The organism is Cyanobacterium sp. T60_A2020_053, assembly GCA_015272165.1.
Classification (GTDB): domain Bacteria; phylum Cyanobacteriota; class Cyanobacteriia; order Cyanobacteriales; family Cyanobacteriaceae; genus Cyanobacterium.
In genome coordinates this window covers 51,766-72,716 of the sequence record JACYMF010000037.1, presented here as the reverse complement: position 1 = coordinate 72,716, position 20,951 = coordinate 51,766, and the positions used below count along the sequence as shown (strand labels likewise).

Annotated in this window: 14 protein-coding genes and 1 pseudogene; 9 read left to right on the top strand and 6 right to left on the bottom strand. The window is 35.9% G+C overall.

The annotated features are described in order from the left end of the window. Positions 1-224 precede the first annotated feature (224 nt). The gene (locus IGQ45_05855) at positions 225-1,562 is read left to right on the top strand and encodes a HAMP domain-containing histidine kinase (GenBank protein MBF2056745.1); all 1,338 of its coding nucleotides are present in this window, start codon (positions 225-227) and stop codon (positions 1,560-1,562) included. Beyond that, positions 1,549-3,207, top strand: a complete 1,659-nt coding sequence (locus IGQ45_05850) for an AarF/ABC1/UbiB kinase family protein (GenBank protein MBF2056744.1) — start codon at positions 1,549-1,551, stop codon at positions 3,205-3,207. The genes IGQ45_05855 and IGQ45_05850 overlap by 14 nt, the downstream gene beginning before the upstream one ends. Positions 3,208-3,956: 749 nt before the next feature. Here the strand turns inward: IGQ45_05850 and thiO are convergent. Beyond that, complete coding sequence (gene thiO / locus IGQ45_05845; GenBank protein ID MBF2056743.1) at positions 3,957-5,894, bottom strand: glycine oxidase ThiO; 1,938 nt, start codon at positions 5,892-5,894, stop codon at positions 3,957-3,959. 454 nt (positions 5,895-6,348) lie between these two features. Between thiO and IGQ45_05840 the strand changes: the two genes are divergently transcribed. The 3 genes from IGQ45_05840 to IGQ45_05830 are packed head-to-tail and all read left to right on the top strand — an operon-like array spanning position 6,349 to position 7,605. After that, complete coding sequence (locus IGQ45_05840; GenBank protein ID MBF2056742.1) at positions 6,349-6,495, top strand: hypothetical protein; 147 nt, start codon at positions 6,349-6,351, stop codon at positions 6,493-6,495. Beyond that, complete coding sequence (locus IGQ45_05835) at positions 6,432-7,094, top strand: sigma-70 family RNA polymerase sigma factor (GenBank protein MBF2056741.1); 663 nt, start codon at positions 6,432-6,434, stop codon at positions 7,092-7,094. The genes IGQ45_05840 and IGQ45_05835 overlap by 64 nt, the downstream gene beginning before the upstream one ends. Before the next feature lie 34 nt (positions 7,095-7,128). Then, the gene (locus tag IGQ45_05830) at positions 7,129-7,605 is read left to right on the top strand and encodes a zf-HC2 domain-containing protein (GenBank protein MBF2056740.1); all 477 of its coding nucleotides are present in this window, start codon (positions 7,129-7,131) and stop codon (positions 7,603-7,605) included. Positions 7,606-7,724: 119 nt separating this feature from the next. Here IGQ45_05830 and IGQ45_05825 read toward each other — a convergent pair whose 3' ends face one another. Continuing rightward, on the bottom strand, positions 7,725-8,330 hold the full coding sequence (locus IGQ45_05825) for a TerD family protein (GenBank protein MBF2056739.1): 606 nt from the start codon (positions 8,328-8,330) through the stop codon (positions 7,725-7,727). 422 nt (positions 8,331-8,752) lie between these two features. Here IGQ45_05825 and IGQ45_05820 point away from each other — a divergent pair, with 422 nt between their 5' ends. Then, positions 8,753-9,061: a DUF1830 domain-containing protein gene (locus IGQ45_05820; GenBank protein MBF2056738.1), complete on the top strand. Its 309-nt coding sequence runs from the start codon at positions 8,753-8,755 to the stop codon at positions 9,059-9,061. A gap of 153 nt (positions 9,062-9,214) precedes the next feature. Further along, positions 9,215-9,817: pseudogene (locus IGQ45_05815) on the top strand (HNH endonuclease). A 116-nt stretch (positions 9,818-9,933) separates the two neighbouring features. Here IGQ45_05815 and IGQ45_05810 read toward each other — a convergent pair. The 4 genes from IGQ45_05810 to IGQ45_05795 all read right to left on the bottom strand — a co-directional run bounded on the left by IGQ45_05810 (position 9,934) and on the right by IGQ45_05795 (position 17,998). After that, positions 9,934-10,530 carry a peroxiredoxin gene (locus IGQ45_05810; GenBank protein MBF2056737.1) on the bottom strand — a complete coding sequence of 199 codons (597 nt, stop codon included), beginning with the start codon at positions 10,528-10,530 and terminating at the stop codon, positions 9,934-9,936. 264 nt (positions 10,531-10,794) lie between these two features. Continuing rightward, positions 10,795-12,903: an EAL domain-containing protein gene (locus IGQ45_05805; protein MBF2056736.1), complete on the bottom strand. Its 2,109-nt coding sequence runs from the start codon at positions 12,901-12,903 to the stop codon at positions 10,795-10,797. A 20-nt stretch (positions 12,904-12,923) separates the two neighbouring features. Beyond that, positions 12,924-15,476: an EAL domain-containing protein gene (locus tag IGQ45_05800; GenBank protein ID MBF2056735.1), complete on the bottom strand. Its 2,553-nt coding sequence runs from the start codon at positions 15,474-15,476 to the stop codon at positions 12,924-12,926. 38 nt (positions 15,477-15,514) lie between these two features. After that, positions 15,515-17,998 (bottom strand): EAL domain-containing protein, encoded by a 2,484-nt coding sequence (locus IGQ45_05795; GenBank protein ID MBF2056734.1) that lies wholly within the window; start codon positions 17,996-17,998, stop codon positions 15,515-15,517. A gap of 699 nt (positions 17,999-18,697) precedes the next feature. Between IGQ45_05795 and IGQ45_05790 the strand changes: the two genes are divergently transcribed. Further along, positions 18,698-19,336: an LON peptidase substrate-binding domain-containing protein gene (locus IGQ45_05790; protein MBF2056733.1), complete on the top strand. Its 639-nt coding sequence runs from the start codon at positions 18,698-18,700 to the stop codon at positions 19,334-19,336. A 169-nt stretch (positions 19,337-19,505) separates the two neighbouring features. Continuing rightward, positions 19,506-20,945, top strand: a complete 1,440-nt coding sequence (gene dacB / locus IGQ45_05785; GenBank protein MBF2056732.1) for a D-alanyl-D-alanine carboxypeptidase/D-alanyl-D-alanine-endopeptidase — start codon at positions 19,506-19,508, stop codon at positions 20,943-20,945. Positions 20,946-20,951: the final 6 nt, after the last annotated feature.

The following is a 20,951-nucleotide window of genomic DNA, read 5'->3' as shown; positions in this document are numbered from 1 at the left end:
ATTAATCCGATGTGCTATAGCAGTCCTAAATCAATCCCCATTTCACTCAACTTCTCCCATAAATACGATTTTTGCACCGTAACACAGGCATCTTGCCTGTATTTCTGTCTAAAAAAGCAAATGTTTTAGAGCCATAATTTTTTGATAAAATTAAATTAGCGTAGTTTTAACAAAAATATTCTGTAAAAAGACAGCGCCCGCCACCCCATTTCTGGTTGATCTTAATGGATGTCATTTTTGATATAGACTTAGTTCATACAGCAAAGATATTAGAGTTAGATCGACTCGTCGTCATCAGATTTAAGTATCATCAAATTATCAACTTTATTAAAGAAAATCAGGAAACCCCCTCAGCAACCATTGAAAAAGTTTTTGATTGTCACCGAGAAGAAGACTATCAACCTAACTATCAAGTATCCCTATCAAATTTAACTGATTCCCCTCTTATTTCTCATGGTTGGCAAAAAGCCCCTAACTTACTGAAACTAGAATCAAAAAAAATCATCAAAAATTATCCATTTTCTCCTCAAAATAAAGACCTTTTTGACTTAAATTCATTACAATCAGTGCTATTAATTCCTTTATTAATTAAAAAAGAAAATAGCCCCTATAAATTACCCGTGTTAGGATTCTTGATTTTACAAAAATATCATTCTAAACAATGGCAAATTGCTGAGATAGAAACTTTCAAATGGATTGGGAAACAGATTTCGACAACCATTGTCACTCAACAAACCGTAGCCAAAGTTCAATCATTAGTAGATGAGCGCACGTCACAGCTCAAAACTAGCTTAGATGTTCAAGCTAAACTCTCAAATAAATTACGTTTTCACCTCGAAGAATTACGCCGACTAAATAAAATTAAAGATGAATTTATTGCTAGTTTAAGTGATGCGTTAAAAACTCCCTTATCTAATCTAAGAATGGGAATAAAAATGTTGAATGTAGTTAATAAAAATAAAAATTTACAAAAATATATTAATATCTTACAAGATGAATGTGAAAAAGAAATAAACCTAGTCAATAATCTTTTAGCGCTGCAACAATTACAATCTAATCAATTAGAAATAGAACAGAAAAAAATTAATATTAAACCAATTTTAGATGATTTATATAACCAATTTTCTCAAGAATTACACTATCGAGGTATTCAACTAGAAATAAATTATGACTTAGATTTCATTTATACTGATGCAAATAGCATCAATTTAATTTTAAAAGAATTAATATATAATGCTACAAAATTTTCAGTAATTAACAGTACCATTAGTTTGATATTAATAGTTAATCGACAACAAGAAAATTATCAGATCACAATTACTAACCTAGGCATAGAAATTACTGCCGAAGATCAAAAAAATATTTTTCAGCCCTTCTATCAAGGTAGTAAAATAGATAATGCCACCAATAGTGGCACAGGGTTAGGACTTGCATTAGTTAAGTCTTTAGTGGAAAATTTACAAGGTAACATTAAAGTTTCTAGTTTAATTTCTGCTAACGGTGAGGATTTCCTCAACAGTTTTACCTTAACTTTTCCGCAAAAAGTGCATGAAGTTTTCTAATTTATCATGGCATCGAGTCAATTATTCTCCCTTCAAGCGCCAATGGGATATTATTTTAGTAGCATTGCAATTTATTAGTTTTTTAATTATTGATGCTTTTTTTAGGAATTTTTCATCATCACAACGCCATAAACGCGCCCGTTGGTTAGTTTATCAGTTAATAAAATTAGGACCTACTTTTATTAAAATGGGTCAGGCTTTATCTACTCGTCCTGATTTAATTCCCCTTGAATATATCGAAGAATTAAGCCAGTTACAAGATCAAGTTCCTGCTTTTTCTTCCGCCGAAGCCATTGAAATAATTGAACAAGAATTGGGAGGAACAATTTATAATTTCTATCAAGAATTTGAATCAATACCTATTGCTGCCGCTAGTTTAGGACAAGTTCATCGAGGAGTTTTAAGCACAGGAGAACAAGTAGTTATTAAAGTACAAAGAAAAGGTTTGGAAGCACTTTTTAATCTTGATTTTGAAGTTTTAAGAAGGTTAATTAATTTTGGTAATTGGTTTTTGCCGGGCTTTAAAAAATATCAATTAGATTTAATTTGTCAAGAATTTTTTGCGTTATTATTCACGGAAATAGATTATCTTAATGAAGGAAAAAATGCCGAGCGTTTCAAGACCAATTTTCAACAAGAAAAAATGGTAGTTGTGCCGAAAGTTTATTGGCATTGTACCACCAAAAAAATCTTAACTTTAGAATATTTACCCGGCATAAAAATCAATGATCGAGAGACTTTAGAAAAACGAGGAATTCCCATTAAACTACTAATTGAATTGGGTATTTGTAGTTATTTAAAACAGTTATTAGAAGATGGTTTTTTTCAAACTGACCCTCATCCGGGTAATATGGCGGTAAGAGATGACGGGGCGATTATTTTTTATGATTTTGGCACTATGGCAGAAGTGAAAGGATTAGCACGAGAACAAATGGTACAAACGTTCTTTGCTATTTTGCGCAAGGATGCGGATCAGGTGTTAGAAATGTTAATCTATATGGGATTAATTGAACCTGTGCCAGATATGACAGCAGTTAAGCGTTTGATCGGTTTTTTGTTAGAGCGTTTTCGGGATAAACCCATAGATATTAATGCTTTTGAGGAAATCAGCGCGGAAATTTATGTCATGTTTGAGCAACAGCCGTTTCGATTACCTCCGCAAATGACTTTCATTGTCAAGGCTTTGACTACTTTAGACGGTATTGCGCGCAATTTAGACCCTCAATATAACCTCTTGGCAGCAAGTCAGCCTTTTATCCGTAATATTGCCAAATCAGGTAATAATGTTGGAGTTTTAGGGGTAGTATGGCAACAAACTAAGATGTTTTTAAGGGAAAATTGGGCTAAACCTTCCTCAATGGAAAAGTTAATGAGGGATTTTCAATTTAAGTTGGAGGCAGGAGAATTACAAATGAGGGTGCGTGATTTGGAGAGTCAGCGCACTTCACACCACATTTATTTAGTTCTCAAGTGCCTTTTATTTGCTTGTTTAACGGGTTTTTCCTTGCTTAATGGCATCCTTCTCGTTTCTACTGTTTATAGTCGGTGGGCGCTGGTTTTATTTGGGCTGACGGTTTTTTTTGGCTTGTTCCTCGGGCGCTGTTTATTTAATTTAACTATTCAGGAGAGATTTACTAAATCTTAGATTTTCTATATAAACGGATATAAAATGACATAAAAGGACAAATAAATAAAAAGTTTGTGAAAGTATTCGATTTCGGTTTCAGAAAAGTAATATTTGATGTACGATAAAGGGAGATTTTGGTTGCCCCTTTTGGGGAAGTACCTTACAAAAATAGGATAGTAATACTATTAACGCTTCCGTGGGTGAAGCAGTCTGTTAAATCAGATAACATAAGTGTCTTAAAAATATTTTTTAAGGCTTTGAGGGATACCTCCTTTTGAGTATTTTACTCAAATGCTATTGCAGTTTATTACGGTATATGCCGTTTTATTCTGCATAAACGTATCAGATTAAGATGAAGCGTAAAGGATTAGTCTTTTGTCTCAAAACTCATTACCCACAGCCAAACCCTTATATTTGTGGAGAAGGTGAGAAATACTTAGTTTATTTTTACTAACTTTATAAATTCTTGGGTAAGGTCTAATTCGTCTTGTAATACAGTGTCATACACTGACAATAACCACCTTGTTAATCTAGCTTCTATTTGAGTGAGTCTAGCTTGAGTATGAAGAAGTAATATTTTTTGGGCGTTGCTGAATCAAGGTATGAAAATAAAAACTCAACAATCTAGAATACTTACTATTCAATAGTTTAGCGATCTCCCATAAATATGAATCATACTCAAAATCAGCAACTCCATTTTTTGTAAAGCACCAGCTTCTTTAAATTCTCTAAGTAATACATCTGAATGCATTTTAAAACTTTTCCCTTCACCTCACAAGACCACTTAGAGGAGAACTAGCATTAGCATAGGTTTTAATGGGAATACGCCCAGCTTGATAAGCCAAGCGCCCGGCTTCCGTTGCCATGCCCATAGCTTTTGCCATTTGTACGGGATTTTGTGCCATAGCAATGGCACTATTAATCAATAAAGCATCAGCGCCCATCTCCATACCAAAAGTAGCTTCCGATGGGCAACCAATACCAGCATCGATAACTACTGGCACTTGAGACTGTTCAATGATAATTTTAATGTTAGCAGTATTTTGGATACCCTGCCCCGAACCGATGGGCGAACCAAGAGGCATTACCGTAGCGCACCCCACCTCTTCCAAACGTTTACACAGTAGAGGATCAGCATTCACATAAGGTAACACGGCAAACCCTTCCTTGACCAACTGCTCCGCCGCCTGTAACGTCCCAATGGGATCAGGTAGTAAATATTTACTATCAGGAATTACCTCTAATTTAACAAAATTATTGTCTTCTTGACCCAATAACTTTGCCATTTCTCGACCGAGACGGGCAACTCTAACGGCTTCCTCAGCGTTAGTGCATCCTGCAGTATTGGGTAACATCCAAATTTTAGTCCAGTCTAGCGCTTCCGCTAATCCTTCATGACCGGGCGCGTTATTTTGTACCCTTCTGATTGCCACCGTGACGATTTCGCAACCACTGGCAATAACACTTTGTTGCATAGCTTCTCTACTAGGATATTTCCCTGTTCCTGTCATTAAGCGAGAGCTAAAACGGCGACCGGCAATAATTAAAGGGTCTGTATTGCTAGTTGTTGAACCGTTGAGGGCGCTTTGAGGGGGGGTCATGGGCAGGGGATAAGTCATAATTTTGGGGGCTATACTAGCTGTAATTTGCGGCTTAGAAGAAAGAAAACGTTGGTAACTAAAAGGGGTAATGAGATGGTCATTTTTACCATCAATTAAATTACTGATTAATTGGGCGGTGACGGGCGCGAGAAGAATCCCGTTACGATGATGACCAGTGGCTAAAATTAAATTATCGCTGTCACCATAACCTAAGATAGGCATTTCGTCAGGAGTGCCGGGGCGGTAGCCATACCAAATCTCTTGTAAATTCCAATCAGCGAGGGGGGGATATAATTTGATGGCACGTTGTAAAAGGATATTAATTCCAGCGCCCGTCACCCCTTTTTGCCAACCTACGTCTTCCACCGTTGCACCCACAATCAAGCGCCCGTCACACTTCGGCACGAGATAAGTATTTTCACCAAAAATCACTCGATGGAGAGGATGAGAAGAAGGCATTTTTAAACTTAACATTTGCCCTTTGATGGGGCGCACAGGTAAGGGTAACAGTTGCCCAGACCAAGCACCTCCAGCTAATATATAAGTATCAGCGAACATTTTACCTTGATTGGTGAGGATAGAAGTAACAGTGTGATGGTGACGGTGAAGGGCGCTGACTTTTACTCCTTCTAATAATTCTACTCCCAAAGCTCCATTTAATTCCAATAAGGCTTGACCCAAAAGACGGGGGTTAACTTGTCCTTCTTGAGGATACCACCAAGCACCCACCACCTCGTGACCTAATCCGGGTTGATAATAGTCTAAACTCGCACGATCTAACCATTGCCCAGAGGAAGAAGTAGAAGAATTAGAGTAAACAGGGGCGATAATACCACAGGGGTTATAATCCACCTCTTTTGCCCCTAGATGTTGTAATTTATCGATCCATTGCGGATATAAAGCAAGGGATTGCTGCCCTAATTCTAACATTACCCCCGTTAAACCCTCGGCGGAGGGCGCTAACATTCCAGCGGCAGCATGGGTAGCGGCTTGTTTAAAATTACCACTGATTACCGTGACATCTTTACCCCTTAATTTTAGTTCGAGGGCGCACGCCAAACCGATAATACCGCCCCCGATAACAATAACTTCCTTTGTGACCATCACTTAATCTTTGTTACTGATACGTTTATGCAGAATAAAACGGCATATACCGTAATAAACTGCAATAGCATTTGAGTAAAATACTCAAAAGGAGGTATCCCTCAAAGCCTTAAAAAATATTTTTAAGACACTTATGTTATCTGATTTAACAGACTGCTTCACCCACGGAAGCGTTAATAGTATTACTATCCTATTTTTGTAAGGTACTTCCCCAAAAGGGGCAACCAAAATCTCCCTTTATCGTACATCAAATATTACTTTTCTGAAACCGAAATCGAATACTTTCACAAACTTTTTATTTATTTGTCATTTTATATCCGTTTATATAGAAAATCTAAGATTTAGTAAATCTGGTTAAAGCTAGTCGAAATTAAAGTAACGGTGGAGGGCGCTGGTATTCCATAGGATAACTTAATTAGGCTTGGGAAAATTGATAGTTGACAATTGACAATTAATGATCTCCCTTTCCAAATTATTCGGAAACAAAAAAGCGCCCTCCCCCGTCAAAAAAGGAAGATTATTAAAACAGAATAAGTTATGGTATCCTCGATTTCGTTATCATGGTGTAGTTTATCCATTGCTATACCAAGATCAAGAGTGAAAATTGACCAACTCTCCAACACTGATTTAATTGTGCGCTGTCAAGAGGGAAGCCAACCTGATCGCATCGCTTTTGCCGAATTGGTAAATCGCTATCAATCCTATGTTGATAAAATACTATATAATCTAGCGCCCGACTGGCAGGAAGACCGCGCAGACTTAGCCCAAGAGGTATGGATTAGGGTTTATAAAAATATTAAACGATTGCAAGAACCTGTTAAATTTAAAGGCTGGTTAAGTCGTATCACTACTAACTTATTCTATGACCAACTACGCAAAAAAAAGCGTCATTTACCACCTCTTTCTATGGATGCCTCTATTTCTGCTAATGAGGATATGAAATGGGATATTCCTTCTGATTTACCTTTACCTGAAGATAATTTAAGTACCTCAGAATTTTACGACCTTTTACATCAAGCCATCGCATCCTTGCCAGAAGCCTTCCGCACTACCATTATTCTTCGGGAAATTCAGGGTTTGAGTTACGAAGAAATTGCCGACATTACCAAAGTTTCTTTAGGTACGGTAAAATCAAGAATAGCTAGAGCGAGAAATCGGTTACAAATTTTACTAAAACCCTATTTAGAAACTCACAATTAAATTTTTTACTCCTCTACTTACTCATCTAAATATTATGTCTAATCACCCCTATCCCACTGATAAATGTACTTTTGAACTTCTCAGCGCCTATTTGGATGGGGAAGTAACTCCCCATCAACGGCAGGAAGTACAGGATTTATTGGATAATGATCCAGAAATTCAATTACTTTATCGCCGTTTGCTCAATTTACGTCAAGAAATTAATAATTTACCCATTCCGCAACCTGAATATACCCCTCGCCAAATTTCTCAAGGGGTTTTCGCCAAAATCGATCAACAAAGAAAACAACGCCAACGTTTTTTGTTGGGGGGAGGGGCGCTGGTGGTGGCAACAGTTGCCACCATTAGCGGTTTATTAGGTGGTAACCGCCAATGGTGGCAAATGGCACAGGATTCCCCATCCGATGACGGGAATTTAGTTATTGCCCTCAATGAGCCTTTAATCGATTTACCTGTGGTAGAGGAATCTTTAAATATTTCTCTCGATCAACCTCTTTTAGACCTTAATTAGGGGTTGCTGAAAAAGTATTTTGGTGAGGGGAGGTGTCAGGCTTCGGGTGTCAGGTTTCGCGGTGAAATCCTTGTAAATTAAAGAGTTAAGCCTTTAAACCTTTGCCCTTTTTATTGATATTAAACGCAAAATTTAACTAAAGCGCCCAAATCTTCAACTCTGACACCTTCACCCTTAGCGCCCATCTCCCAATCATCACCGTTACGAATAAAATCAGCCATAATCATGCCCGTTTGATTTTGATATTGGCTACCAGATAGGGTATAACGGGCAATTTCTTTTTTATTAACTAAATCCACCAAGCGAATAAAAGCATTTTTCACCTGAGAAAAATCTTGCTGACGGCTAAAAGCATTATAAATATTCACCACAATTATTAACTTATCAATATCTTGAGGTACTTGCTTCAAATTGATAATAATTTCCTCATCGTCGCCGTCTCCTTCTCCTGTCAAATTATCTCCCATGTGCAGAATAGCATCAGAATAATGACGTAAATTACCAAAATAGATTATGTCTCTTTGAGGATTTGCCGATTTGCGATTTTTGCCACAGCAAATAACCGAAGCATCAAGGTCAAAATTAGAGCCCCCTCCTAGTAAACTGCCAAGAAAACCCCCTTTTTTTTCAGCCACATCCCAACCTAAACCACACATCAAACGCTCTAACTTAGGAGCTTCTTTTTTGAGAGAAATTCTTTGTCCTTTTTGTAAACTAATACCCATAATTCACCTTTTATAATCTAATTAACATTATGGTAGCTAATTTAACTATAAATTCTTCATAACTAATTAAAATATGGTGGAGGGCGCCCGTCACCCTGTTTATAAATTGATTAAATATCAACTTATCTTGACAATGATCAGAAAAGTGAAGGGATCAAGTTCAACCATAGACCAAATTATTAACATAAGGTTAACAAAATGTAGTCATATTAACAAATTCCTTAGTTTTTAAAAAGTAATTAATCATTGAACATAATTTCAGTGATGTAACGAAAATTAATGTTTTTTTAAGATCGCTTTAAAACAGAAAAAAATAGAAAAATAATAGTAATTGGTAATTATCTTTACAACCAACAGGGATCAAGGGATGTTAACTTAGATAGTGACAGAATAAATAAAAATATAAATAAAAAAGATAGATTATGGCTCAGATACTAGACTCCATCCCTAACGATGATAACAATAAGATCATGTGCTGTTATGTTAATGCCACCAGTCAAATTCAGGTGGCAAGAATCACTAATATTAATAATTGGTATTTTGAAAGAGTGGTATTTCCCGGACAAAGATTATTGTTTGAAGCCTTACCCCAAGCACAATTAGAGGTACATTCGGGTATGATGGCAAGTTCTATTCTTTCTGATACCATACCTTGTACCAGTTTATCTTTAATTGATGATCAAGAGGAAAAAAAAGCCTTTAATGAAGAATTGGAGTTGATTTCCGCTTAAAAAACATTCCCTCCCCTTTTTGGGCAGGGTTTTCACAAAGTAAGGATTGAAATGGATTTGTTTAGGACTGGAAGACAGGAGGATTTTGTAATATTAATTGATTTATTAGTAGCTAAAAATATCTAAATTTCAGACTATTAAAGACTATCAGAAATGAAAGCTCGGACTCAAGAAGATGTTATCACAAAATTGAATCCACTTCTCAGAGGTTTTGCCAACTATTACAGAGGGGTAGGTAGCAAAGAAACCTTCTCATACATCGAAAACCGAGTATGGCATTACCTCTACCGTTGGGCTAAACGTAGGCATCCCAATAAATGACAAACATGGGTATTCAAACGCTATTTTCATAGTTTTAGAGGAAGAAATGGTGTGTTTATGTGTAAGGGTATTGGCAGAAAAGGACAACAAGTAACTCATATCCTATACAATATAGCTAGTACCCCAATCATTAGACATATCAAAGTCAAAGGCAATGCTAGTCCATAGGATTCCTCACTCCGAGAATATTGGAATTACCGCAAACTCAAACAGGGTAAAAACTATTGGACAAAAGGTAGTAAATACTATCAAGTAGCCATTAATCAAAATTGGAAATGCCCTATATGTGGAGAAAACTTATTTAACGGAGAGCAAATAGAAACCCATCATATAGTACCTGTTAAAGATGGTGGTGAAGATTCCACTGATAATCTTGTACACTTACACAAGCCTTGTCATAAACAGGTGCATTCTAAATCCAAGTTGAAGGCTTGAAGTAAGGCTTGAGCCGTGTGATTGGTAACAGTCACCCACGGTTCTTAGGGGAGGGGAGAGAGGTGACTCTCAAACCTTACCTGCTAACACAGATACAATAATTACCAAACTTAATATTAATCTTCCGTATCACCGGCAAAATAAGACTTAGAGCGCACGGGATCATTTACCATAGTTTTATCGCCTTCTTGCCAATCGATGGGGCAGACTTCATCTTGGTGAGATTGCACATACTGAATCGCTTTAAGAACTCGCAAAGTTTCATCCACACTACGACCAAAAGAAAAATTATTGACCGTCATATATTGAATAGTACCATCAGGATCAATAATAAATAAACCCCTTAAAGCAATTCCTGCTTCAGTTTCCAAAACTCCGTAAGTAGTACAAATTTCCTTGCGTAAATCAGAAATTAAGGGATAATTAATCTCACCGATGCCCCCTTGTTTCCTTTCCGTTTGTATCCAAGCCAAATGAGCAAACTCACTATCCACCGATACCCCTAAAATCTCAGTGTTGAGGGCGCTAAATTCTTCATAACGATCACTAAAAGCGATAATTTCGGTAGGGCAAACAAAAGTAAAATCAAGAGGATAAAAAAACAGCACCACATATTTATCACTATAATTCGATAACTTGATCGTGTGAAAATCCTGCTCAATTACGGCTGTTGCCGTAAAATCGGGTGCTTTTTGTCCTACTTTAATACTCATACATTAACCTCAAAAATACCTAAACCTTTTCATCAACTTTTCTCTCCTTATCTTAACCCAAAGTATCATCTCAACTTGGCAACTTTGCGACTTTGCGAGACTGAAAAAGTGCAATCGTGAGGGCAAAGGTTTCAGGCTTCAGGTTGCAGGTTTTAGGTGTAATTTTCAAACCTAATACCTAACACCCGATACCTGACACCTTTACAGCTATGCTTAAAAACTTTATTTAATAAGGGTTTTGATTTATTCAGCAAATCCTATTTATCAATAACGTTGAGGATAACTTCTCATAAAAGCAGTGCAATCATCAGCGCCCATGGGCATACTTAACCATTGCCCTTGAATGATATTACATTGAAAATCCCGTAAAATTTTTAACTGAGCCTCATTTTCCACTCCCTCAGCAATCACCTTCATGTTATAACCCTTACCGAGAGTAATTACCGCATCAATTAAAGCCTGATCTTGTTGATTTACCGTCAAATCTCGGACAAAAGACTGATCAATTTTGATGGTATGAAAGGGAAATTTTTTGAGATAACTAAGGGAAGAATAACCGGTGCCAAAATCATCCAAAGAGAATTTAACGCCATATTCCGTCAATTTCTTAATGACTTTCGCTGTTTTTTCGCTATCCTGCATTAACAAACTCTCCGTTACTTCCAACTCCAAAAGTTCGGGTTTCAAACCAGTAGAAGTAATAATTTCCTTGACTCTCTCCACAAAATTATCCTGTTTAAACTGTTTTACCGATACATTAACGGCAATAGAATGTAAATTAAAACCCATATCTAACCATTGCCTAGTTTGACGACAAGCGCACTCCAACACCCATTCACCGATAGGTATGATTAAGCCCGTTTCCTCAGCCAAGGGGATAAACTTGCTGGGAGATACTACTCCTAAAGAAGGATGATTCCAGCGCACCAGCGCCTCCACACTAATAATCTGGTTAGTTTGTAAATCCAACTTAGGTTGATAATTAAGATATAACTCATTTTGAGCAATGGCATCATATAAACTATTTTCCAACTCAAATAAAAACATTTGTTGTTGACTTAAATCATTGGTATAGTATTGAGAGTTATTTTTGCCCATTTGCTTGGCGCGAGACAAAGCAATATCAGCATTACGAATTAATTGCTCTAAACTTTGCCCATCTTGGGGATAAATGGCTGCCCCAATACTACAAGTAACATAGATAGTGTAATTATCAATGAGGAATGGCTCTTTTAAACTGCCCATAATTAATTCAATAACATGATTGACATTATGGACAACCGTATCTTGGATTGCCACCGTAAATTCATCTCCCCCCCACCGAGCCAAACAGCAATTACTAGGTAAAATTGACAACAAACGATAAGCAAAACTTTCTAGTAACCTATCCCCTGTAGTATGGTTTAGAGTATCATTAACATTTTTAAAACGATCAATATCGATAAATAATACCGACAACTTATCTTTATTTTCCTCCACATCCAATAATAATTTGTGTAGTTGCCAATAAAAATAATCTCGATTACCGATACCCGTTAAAGAATCATGAAATGCCTGATATTTTAGTTTAACTTCAGAGTTTTTCCGCTCGGTAATATCAAAAATATAACTGCGAATAACATTATATTTAGAAAGATAGTGAATATATTGTTCAAAAAACTGATCCTTAATTTGAATTTCCCTAACTACTAATTGACTATTTTGGGTATCCTTTGGAATGGCTAAATTAGCAATGAGAGGATGAATGGGATTTTCTACCGTAGGCAACAAATCCCCAAAACAGAGGTGGGCGCTGGGATTCATATAAGTTATCGCACCGCTATAATCAAGCTCAATAATCGGCTGAGGAGACAACTCAGGAAAAGAAGCTAATCTTTTCATCTCGCCCTCCTGCAAATTACCACTCAAATTTTGTTCAGAAATGATTAAAGTATTTTGTAACTCTTCCCTAGGAATATTAAAACGATAGCTACCATCAACTCGCCAATTATCATCCTTTTCTGGTTCGTCTTTTTTGTGATTAGTGTCAATTTCAATTTGATAAATTCCCCTAATCTCATCACTACCAAATAAAATTACATCGCCATTTTCTAACTGACGACGAATAGTTTTTTTGCCATTAACTAAAATACCATTTTGACTACGATTACCTTGTAAATCCCCATCAATGAGAATGTAAGCGCATTGATTTTCATTAATGTCGCTGCGAATTAAAGTAGCATGATTCCTCGAAACGGCTGGAGAATTTAGCTTAACACTACTATCAGAATGTCTGCCCACAGAATAAATACTAGACTCTAGCATAATTGATCTCTGTACACCAGACTCATCCACTACTAGCACATGATTAATCTTGAGGTGACTACTACTCATTAGATATTATTAGGAAATAATTAAGTAAAATTATAAGTAGGATTTGCCAAAAAATTAGTAGCATCCTCCATCGGTAGCGGTTGAGTAAATAAATTACCCTGTATTTCATCACATCCTAACTCACATAGTAAATCTAATTGAGCTTGATTTTCAATACCTTCTGCTACCACGTCTAAGTGAAAACTCTTGCCAATGGCAATAATTGCCCCAATCATGGGTAAATCTTCTGATTTGTGGTGTAAATTTTGTACTACCACGTTATCAATTTTCATAGTGTGAAATTTAAACTGTTTTAAATAACCCACCGCCGACATTCCCACACCAAAATCATCAAGACAAATTTTTACCCCCAACTGATTCAACTCTGTCAAAGTTTTTACCGCCAAATCCACATCAGCAGTAATAATTTTTTCGGTAATTTCCAACTCTAAAAATTCAGGCTGTAATTTAGTTTTGTCTAAAATATTTGACACGACACTGGCAAAATTAGGTTGCTGAAACTGTTGTATTGAAATATTAACGTGAATAGGCTGGTTAGTCACATTATTTTTTTGCCACACTTTATGCTGAAAACAAGCGGTTTCCAATACCCATTCACCAATAGGCACAATTAACCCTGTTTCTTCGGCTAAAGGAATAAACTGAGAAGGTTTAACTTCTCCTAATTCAGGATGAGACCATCTTAACAGAGCTTCTACTCCTTTGATTTGTTTGGTTTTAATATTTACTCTGGGTTGATAGTATAGGGAAAATTCCTGTTTATCTAGGGCATGATATAGCAATTTTTCTAATCTTAAGAGACGATCAATTTCCTGTTGTACCTTAATATCATAGAATTGATAGCTACCAGCGCCCGTCTCCTTACTTTTCAACATAGCAGTTTGGGCATGATTAAGAATGGTGTTAGATTGATTACTTTCTTCTCCATAGATAGCAATACCAATATTAGTTCTAACGTAAATTTTTTGATTATCAATAAAAAATGGTGGTTTCAGTGCCTCTACCACTCGATTACGCACTTTGCCTATATCCTTAACGGTTTTAACAATGGGGAGAAGACAAACAAATTGATTATCTTGCCATCTTGCCACAGTATCCCCCGAACGTAAAGAAGCGCGCAAACGTTTAGAAAAACCATCAATAATACTGGTTTTGAGACGATAGGAAACCGCTTCCGTGGAATTTGTTTGTAATGCCAACTCAATAAAAATCACACACAATAAACCCTGAGTACGAGTACTATTAGCTATAGCCGTGTTTAATTGCTCCATAAACAAATGACGATTGGGTAATCCTGTTTCTAAATCATATAATCCTTGCTCTTGAATTACTGTGGATTGATCAATTTGCCTACCGAGAGGGCTTAAACTGAAGGAAATAATTTTTTGATCACCATAAGTAATCAAAGAAGAATTACATTCTACCTCAATTAAACTACCATCTTTTTTGAGAAAACTTGCTCTTTGTTCTTCTTTCCACTGAGTAGTTTTCCTGCTAATAATACTCTTAATTTTTACATCAATTTCCTGTTGCTCTAAAGACAATAAATCATAAAGATTTAGAGAATAAATTTCTTCTAAGTTATAACCTAATAGATCACAAAAAGCGTTATTAACTTCCAAGACTTTTTTATTACTGGCATCTACTAAAAATATTCCTTCTCTGGTTTGGTTTAAAACTGTTTTATATCTTTGCTCACTATCTTTTAATTGGGCTTCAATTACTTTTCTTTTAGTAAAATCAAATACATAACAACGGATTAATTTCTGCTCAGATAAATAATGAATATATTGCTCAAAAACTTGATTTTTAATACTTATTTCTCTAACAAAAAGATTAGTATTACTACCATGATTTTTAGTATTTTTGACCAATCCTACTAACAGAGGATGATCATCTTTTGATTGACCAACTTGTAATTCTGGAAATTTAGTGGTCGCTGAAGGATTCAAATAAGTAATCACCCCTTCCCAACTTAACTCAATAATGGGGTTAGGGCTTAACTCTGGAAATGATGCTAATTTGCTCATTTCCTCACTTTGGGCATTGCTGGGAATTTGCTCTGAGGTTTCTAATTTCCCTTCTGGCATCACAAAGGTTTGTTTCCAATCTATGGACTCACTACCTGTCTCTATGGTGGTGCTGGGGGGCGCTGAGGGCGTAAAATCTCCTGACTGCAATAGCATTAAATCAGCCACATTTGAGACGACATAATAAGTGGCTTTGATTTCCAGACCAAACTTAATGGTATCCTCATGTTTTAGCTCTTTAACTAAGCATCTCTCATCATTGATAAAAATGCCATTGGTGCTACGATTTCCCTGCAAATCACCATCTAACAACCAATAAGAAAAGGTACTATTTTTAGTGTCCGTACGTTTTAAAACAGTGGCGTGAAAACGAGAGACTTTTTTAGAACTAATAGGAATTGTATTGCGAGGGTCTCTGCCTACAGAATATTTCCCCTCGTCTAGTACAATGGTTTGACGAGACCTTTCATCTTCAATGACTAAAACATGGGTTAAACCTTTCAAGTTGTTATTTATGATCGTTCTGGTATTATCGCCATTCATGGGTATTTTTCGTCAATTAATCTAGGGTTTTTTCTATATTAGTCTGAAATTAAAGAGTGATTGTCTTGTTTTAAGAAATCGATAATTTCTTGGGTTGGTAAAGGGCGAGAAAATAAATTGCCCTGAATTTGCCCACAGCCAAAATCTCGAAGCAGGTCAATTTGTTCTAATTTTTCTACTCCCACAGCTACCACCCTTAAATTATAACCTTGAGCGAATGTAACCAGCGCCCTCACCAGAGTATTTTCCCGTAAAGAATGTTGATCCATTTTAGTAATAATACTCGGACTAATTTTCACCGCTCGGAAAGGATACTGTTGTAAATAACCGAGGGAGGAATTACCTACCCCAAAGTTATCCAAACACAAACCCACATTTAACTGAGATAATCGATTAATAGTACGGGTGGCAAATTCAGGGTTCTGTGACAAACAAGCCTCATTAATTTCTAATTCTAACTGTTGTGGGAGCAATCCTGTTTGTTCTAAAACTTTCTCTACGATTTCAGGGAAATTAGACTGATTAAACTGACGACCAGATATATTAACGCCAATAATCAATTTTGGCAATCCCTCTTCATTCCATTTTTGCATTTGAGCGGTGGCAGTTTGTAATATCCAGATACCGAGAGGCAACATAAAATCTGTTTCTTCCGCTAACCGTAAGAAATGTTGTGGTGTTACCTTCCCTAATTCAGGATGATTCCAGCGTAATAGGGCTTCTAAACCTTGTAATTTTTGATCCTGTGCATTTACTTGAGGTTGATAACAAAGGAAGAACTGTTGTTCTTGGATGGCACTACCGATTAAGTTTTCTAATTTTAGTAAACTAGCAGTTTTGGGGCTAATGGTGAAGCCCGTTAAGCCGTAACTTTGTGGCGTAGCGCCCCTCCCCTCATCCAAAGAATTAAGGGTATTTTTGATTAGAGTATCCGTATCATCACCATCAAGGGGATATACCACCATACCCACTGTTAATTTTAAATCAATATTACCTTTTTGTTCTTGTAAATATTGTTCTAAAACATTAGACATACGCTTGGCAATTTTAGCAGGGTCTCTAGGTCCTCTAATTCTGGAAAATAAAGCCATAAAAGTGTTATCATTCCAGCGCGCGGCTAAATCCCCGGCGCGTAAACAGGATTGGAAAGTTTGGGCAAAATTGCGGATAAATCGTTCTGTTTCTTTTTCTCCTCTTAAATCTCTAAACTCAGCAAGATTATGGATTTCTACCACAATCAAACTCATTAAATATTGGTATCTTTTGGCATTAGCTAAAGCGATGCTAAGTTGTTCTCGAAATAGTTTTTCATTGGGTAATTTAGTCAAGACATCATGAAAGTTGTCATAAATACTATATTCCGACTCTTGGTTGAGGGCGCTGGTTTTTTTCAGCACAATGCAGAAAATTTCTTTATTTTGGTAACTATTAACGCTGATACTACACTCTAAATTTAATAATGAGCCATCTTTACAGCGATGGAGATATTGAGTAACATAGTCCTGCTTTGTGTCGGTAATATTAGTTAAATCTTGGTTTAGTTTCTGTAAATCCGTGGCGATGATATTATAAAGGGTGAATTGTTGTAATTCGGCACTGGTGTAACCCACCATGCGACAATAAGTATCGTTAACCTCGATAATGCGTTTGTTGTTGGCATAAGCTAGAATTATGCCCTCAGAAGTTTGACGAATGATGGCGCGATACCTAGCCTCACTTTCTCGCAATTGTGCTTCCACTTGTTTTCTCTTGGTAAAATCAAAAACATAGGACCTAATTAATTTTTTTTCTGAGAGATAATGGACATATTGTTCAAATACTTCTGCGCCAATTTTTACTTCTCTGAGGAATAAATTACCCTGACGATTGTTATATTCTGACAATAAATCAGCTAGGATGGGGTGCGCTAGTTTATCATCTTGGATAGTTTCAAACTTGATACTGGCCGCTGGATTGAGATAAGTTATATTTCCTTCCCAATCTAACTCAATGATGGGATTGGGGCTTAACTCTGGAAAAGATGCTAACCTAATTAATTCTTCTTGGTCTTCTGCACTTCCTTCGTGGGTTTCCTCTTCTTTAGAAATTAAGGTTTGAGTCGCCGAATTAGTTAAAGTGCTACGGGCGCTGTTCATATTACCCAAATCATCAGGATTAAATAAATCTATACCCGACTCCGTAGCGATAATGTAGTAGTTTGCTTTCGCTTCATTAGCAAAACGAATACTATCCCCATGCTTTAACTCATGGGAAATTTTAGAATGTCCATTAATCAATAAACCATTGGTGCTTCTCTTGCCCTGCAAATCTCCGTCAATGATACGATAAGAATAACCTCCCGTTTCATCATCAATTTTCCTGATTAAAGTGCCATGGGTGCGAGACACTTGATAATCGTAGATAACGATGGGGTTATTAGAATCTCGACCCAAAGTATAGTTACTATCTTCTAAAGAGACGATTCTTCTGCCTTTACGGTCTTCAATAACTAATATGTGACGAAATTCTTGAGTTTCACTCATCGATATACACCTAGATAGTTTATGCTTAGGTTATTCTAGCTCACTTTTTGGCTGTCATTATTCCTTATCATTCATCATATTTGTTTTCTGATACGTTTATGCAGAATAAAACGGCATATACCGTAATAAACTGCAATAGCATTTGAGTAAAATACTCAAAAGGAGGTATCCCTCAAAGCCTTAAAAAATATTTTTAAGACACTTATGTTATCTGATTTAACAGACTGCTTCACCCACGGAAGCGTTAATAGTATTACTATCCTATTTTTGTAAGGTACTTCCCCAAAAGGGGCAACCAAAATCTCCCTTTATCGTACATCAAATATTACTTTTCTGAAACCGAAATCGAATACTTTCACAAACTTTTTATTTATTTGTCATTTTATATCCGTTTATATAGAAAATCTAAGATTTAGTAAATCTCTTCTTGTTTATGTGAAGAAATATTATTAATTTTGGCTCTCTTACTTTGAATATGTCAATTATTAGTTTAGTTAGGGAAAAGGGATGGGGAAAATTATGAATTATTAGTTATGAAGTTTTAATACTTGATCATTGGTGTGTAAATTCTAAAATATCCATTATCCATTATTCATTGTCAATTGTCCATTAGAGTTGTCCATTATTCGCCCTGTGATACAATCGAAACAATTATTATTAGCAATTTTTGATAAAAAATACATTACCAGAGAGTAAATCATGACATCATCTTCCATTGCCGTTAGAGAATTACCCCTATTTCCTCTTCCCGAAGTAGTTTTGTTTCCCGGGCGCCCTCTACCGTTACATATATTTGAGTTTCGTTATCGTATGATGATGAATACCATCCTAGAATATGATCGCCGTTTTGGGGTACTGATGATCGACTCTAGCAGTGGGGAAATTGCACCCGTGGGATGTTGTGCAGAAATTATCCATTTCGAGAAATTACCTGATGATCGCATGAAAGTGCTAACTCTGGGACAACAACGCTTCAGATTGTTGGAATATGTGAGAGAAAAACCCTATCGAGTGGGTTTAGTGGAATGGATTGAAGATTTATCTTCCCCTCATGATTTAAGAGGGAAAGCCTTAGAAGTGAAAAGTTTATTAAAAGATGTAGTCAAATTATCTGCTAAATTAACGGATCAAAAAATAGAATTACCCGAAAATTTACCCACTTCTCCTTCTGAGTTATCCTATTGGGTAGCCAGTAATTTGTATGGCGTGGCCTCTGAACAACAAGTATTATTGGAAATGAGAGATACGGCGGAGCGTCTTGACAGAGAAGCCGATATTTTGAATACTACTCGCAGTAATTTGGCAGCGCGCACCGCCCTTAAAGATGCTTTTAATTAGGGGTTGCTGAAAAAGTTAACTCTTGGGAGCAAATTAAAAGTACAAAGTAGATAATTATGAGATTTTAGCATCTAAATTTGTCAAATAAATCCCAGTTTTTGTTAAATAAAGAGGTTAAAATCAGTGGGTTGAATAAGTATTCAACCCCTACAAATTCTAATGAGCAAATATGAATATTAAGCAACGGTTAAAGCTTTTATTACAAGCGTCTTTTTTTAGTTTATTTGTTGTAATTAATGCTTTTAGTCCATCACAAATTAAAGCACAAACTGAAACATCTTTCTGTCGCCAAGATTTACCTAAAACTATCGATAATATTATTAATCAACCAGAGTTAAAAAAGGCAAATTGGGGAATTATTGTAAAAAATGGGGATAATGATGAAACTTTTTATCAACTCAATAGCGATAAATATTTTCTTCCCGCTTCTAATGCAAAGTTATTAATTACCGCCAGTAGCTTAATTAAATTTGGCAAAAATTATCAAGTAACCACCCCTGTTTATATACGGGGGAGTGCGCCGGTTTTAGATACTTTAATTATAATGGGTTCAAGCGATCCTACTTTAACCCATAACAGTTTAAAAAACATCGCTCAAAAGTTAAAAAAAGATGGCATTAAATCTATTAATAAAGTAATTGTTGTTGGTGATAACCAAACTGATAATTTAGTGAATGGCACTTGGGAAGTTTCTGATTTGCCTTTTGCTTATGCCCCACCAATTAGTAAACTTAATTTAGTAGAAAATGTAGTTTCTTTTAATGTAATTAGTAGAGAAAATAATCAATTACCAATCATTAATTGGTCAGATAATTTAGGGGGAAAGCAGTGGCGTGTTAATAATCAAATTTTAGTTAATAATAATATTAAAGATAGTCAAATAAAGTTAACAGTTAATTGGCAAAATTACCAAATTAATTTGACGGGGGAAATGCCTCCTAATTCAGAATCTCGTGATTGGCGTTTAACTATTCCTAATCCTAGTCAATATTTCCTTGATTCTCTGGTGAATATTTTACAAACTAATAATATTCTAGTCAATACTTCTCAGGTGAATGATAGTTATAATTTGTCAGATTATCAGTTATATCAAGAAATTAAATCACCAATTTTAAAAGAAATAATTGCCACAACCAATAAGGATAGTAATAATTTATACGCAGAATTTTTATATGATAATTTAGCTAATAATCAAGATAGTAAAATTGAAAGTTTAACCAAAATATTAACAGATTTAGGATTAGAAAATGGTAGTTTCTTCTTAAATGATGGCTCTGGTTTATCTCGTCAAAATTTAGTTACCCCCAGCGCCCTCCACACCGTTTTAAAATTGATGCAAAATGAACCAAGTTTTGTTAATTCCCTTAGTATTGCTGGAATTGACGGCACATTAAGCAATCGTTTTAAAGATACTATTGTTGAGGGAAAATTAAGGGGGAAAACTGGTACGCTGACGGGCGCTGTCGCTCTTGCTGGTTATTTAGACGGGGAAAATTTTGATAATTTAATCGTGACTATTATTGTTAATAATTCAAATCAGAGTGTCAGTATTTTAAGAGAAAATATTGATAAAATTATTTTGCACTTAGCTAAGTTAAAAGATTGTTAATCATTA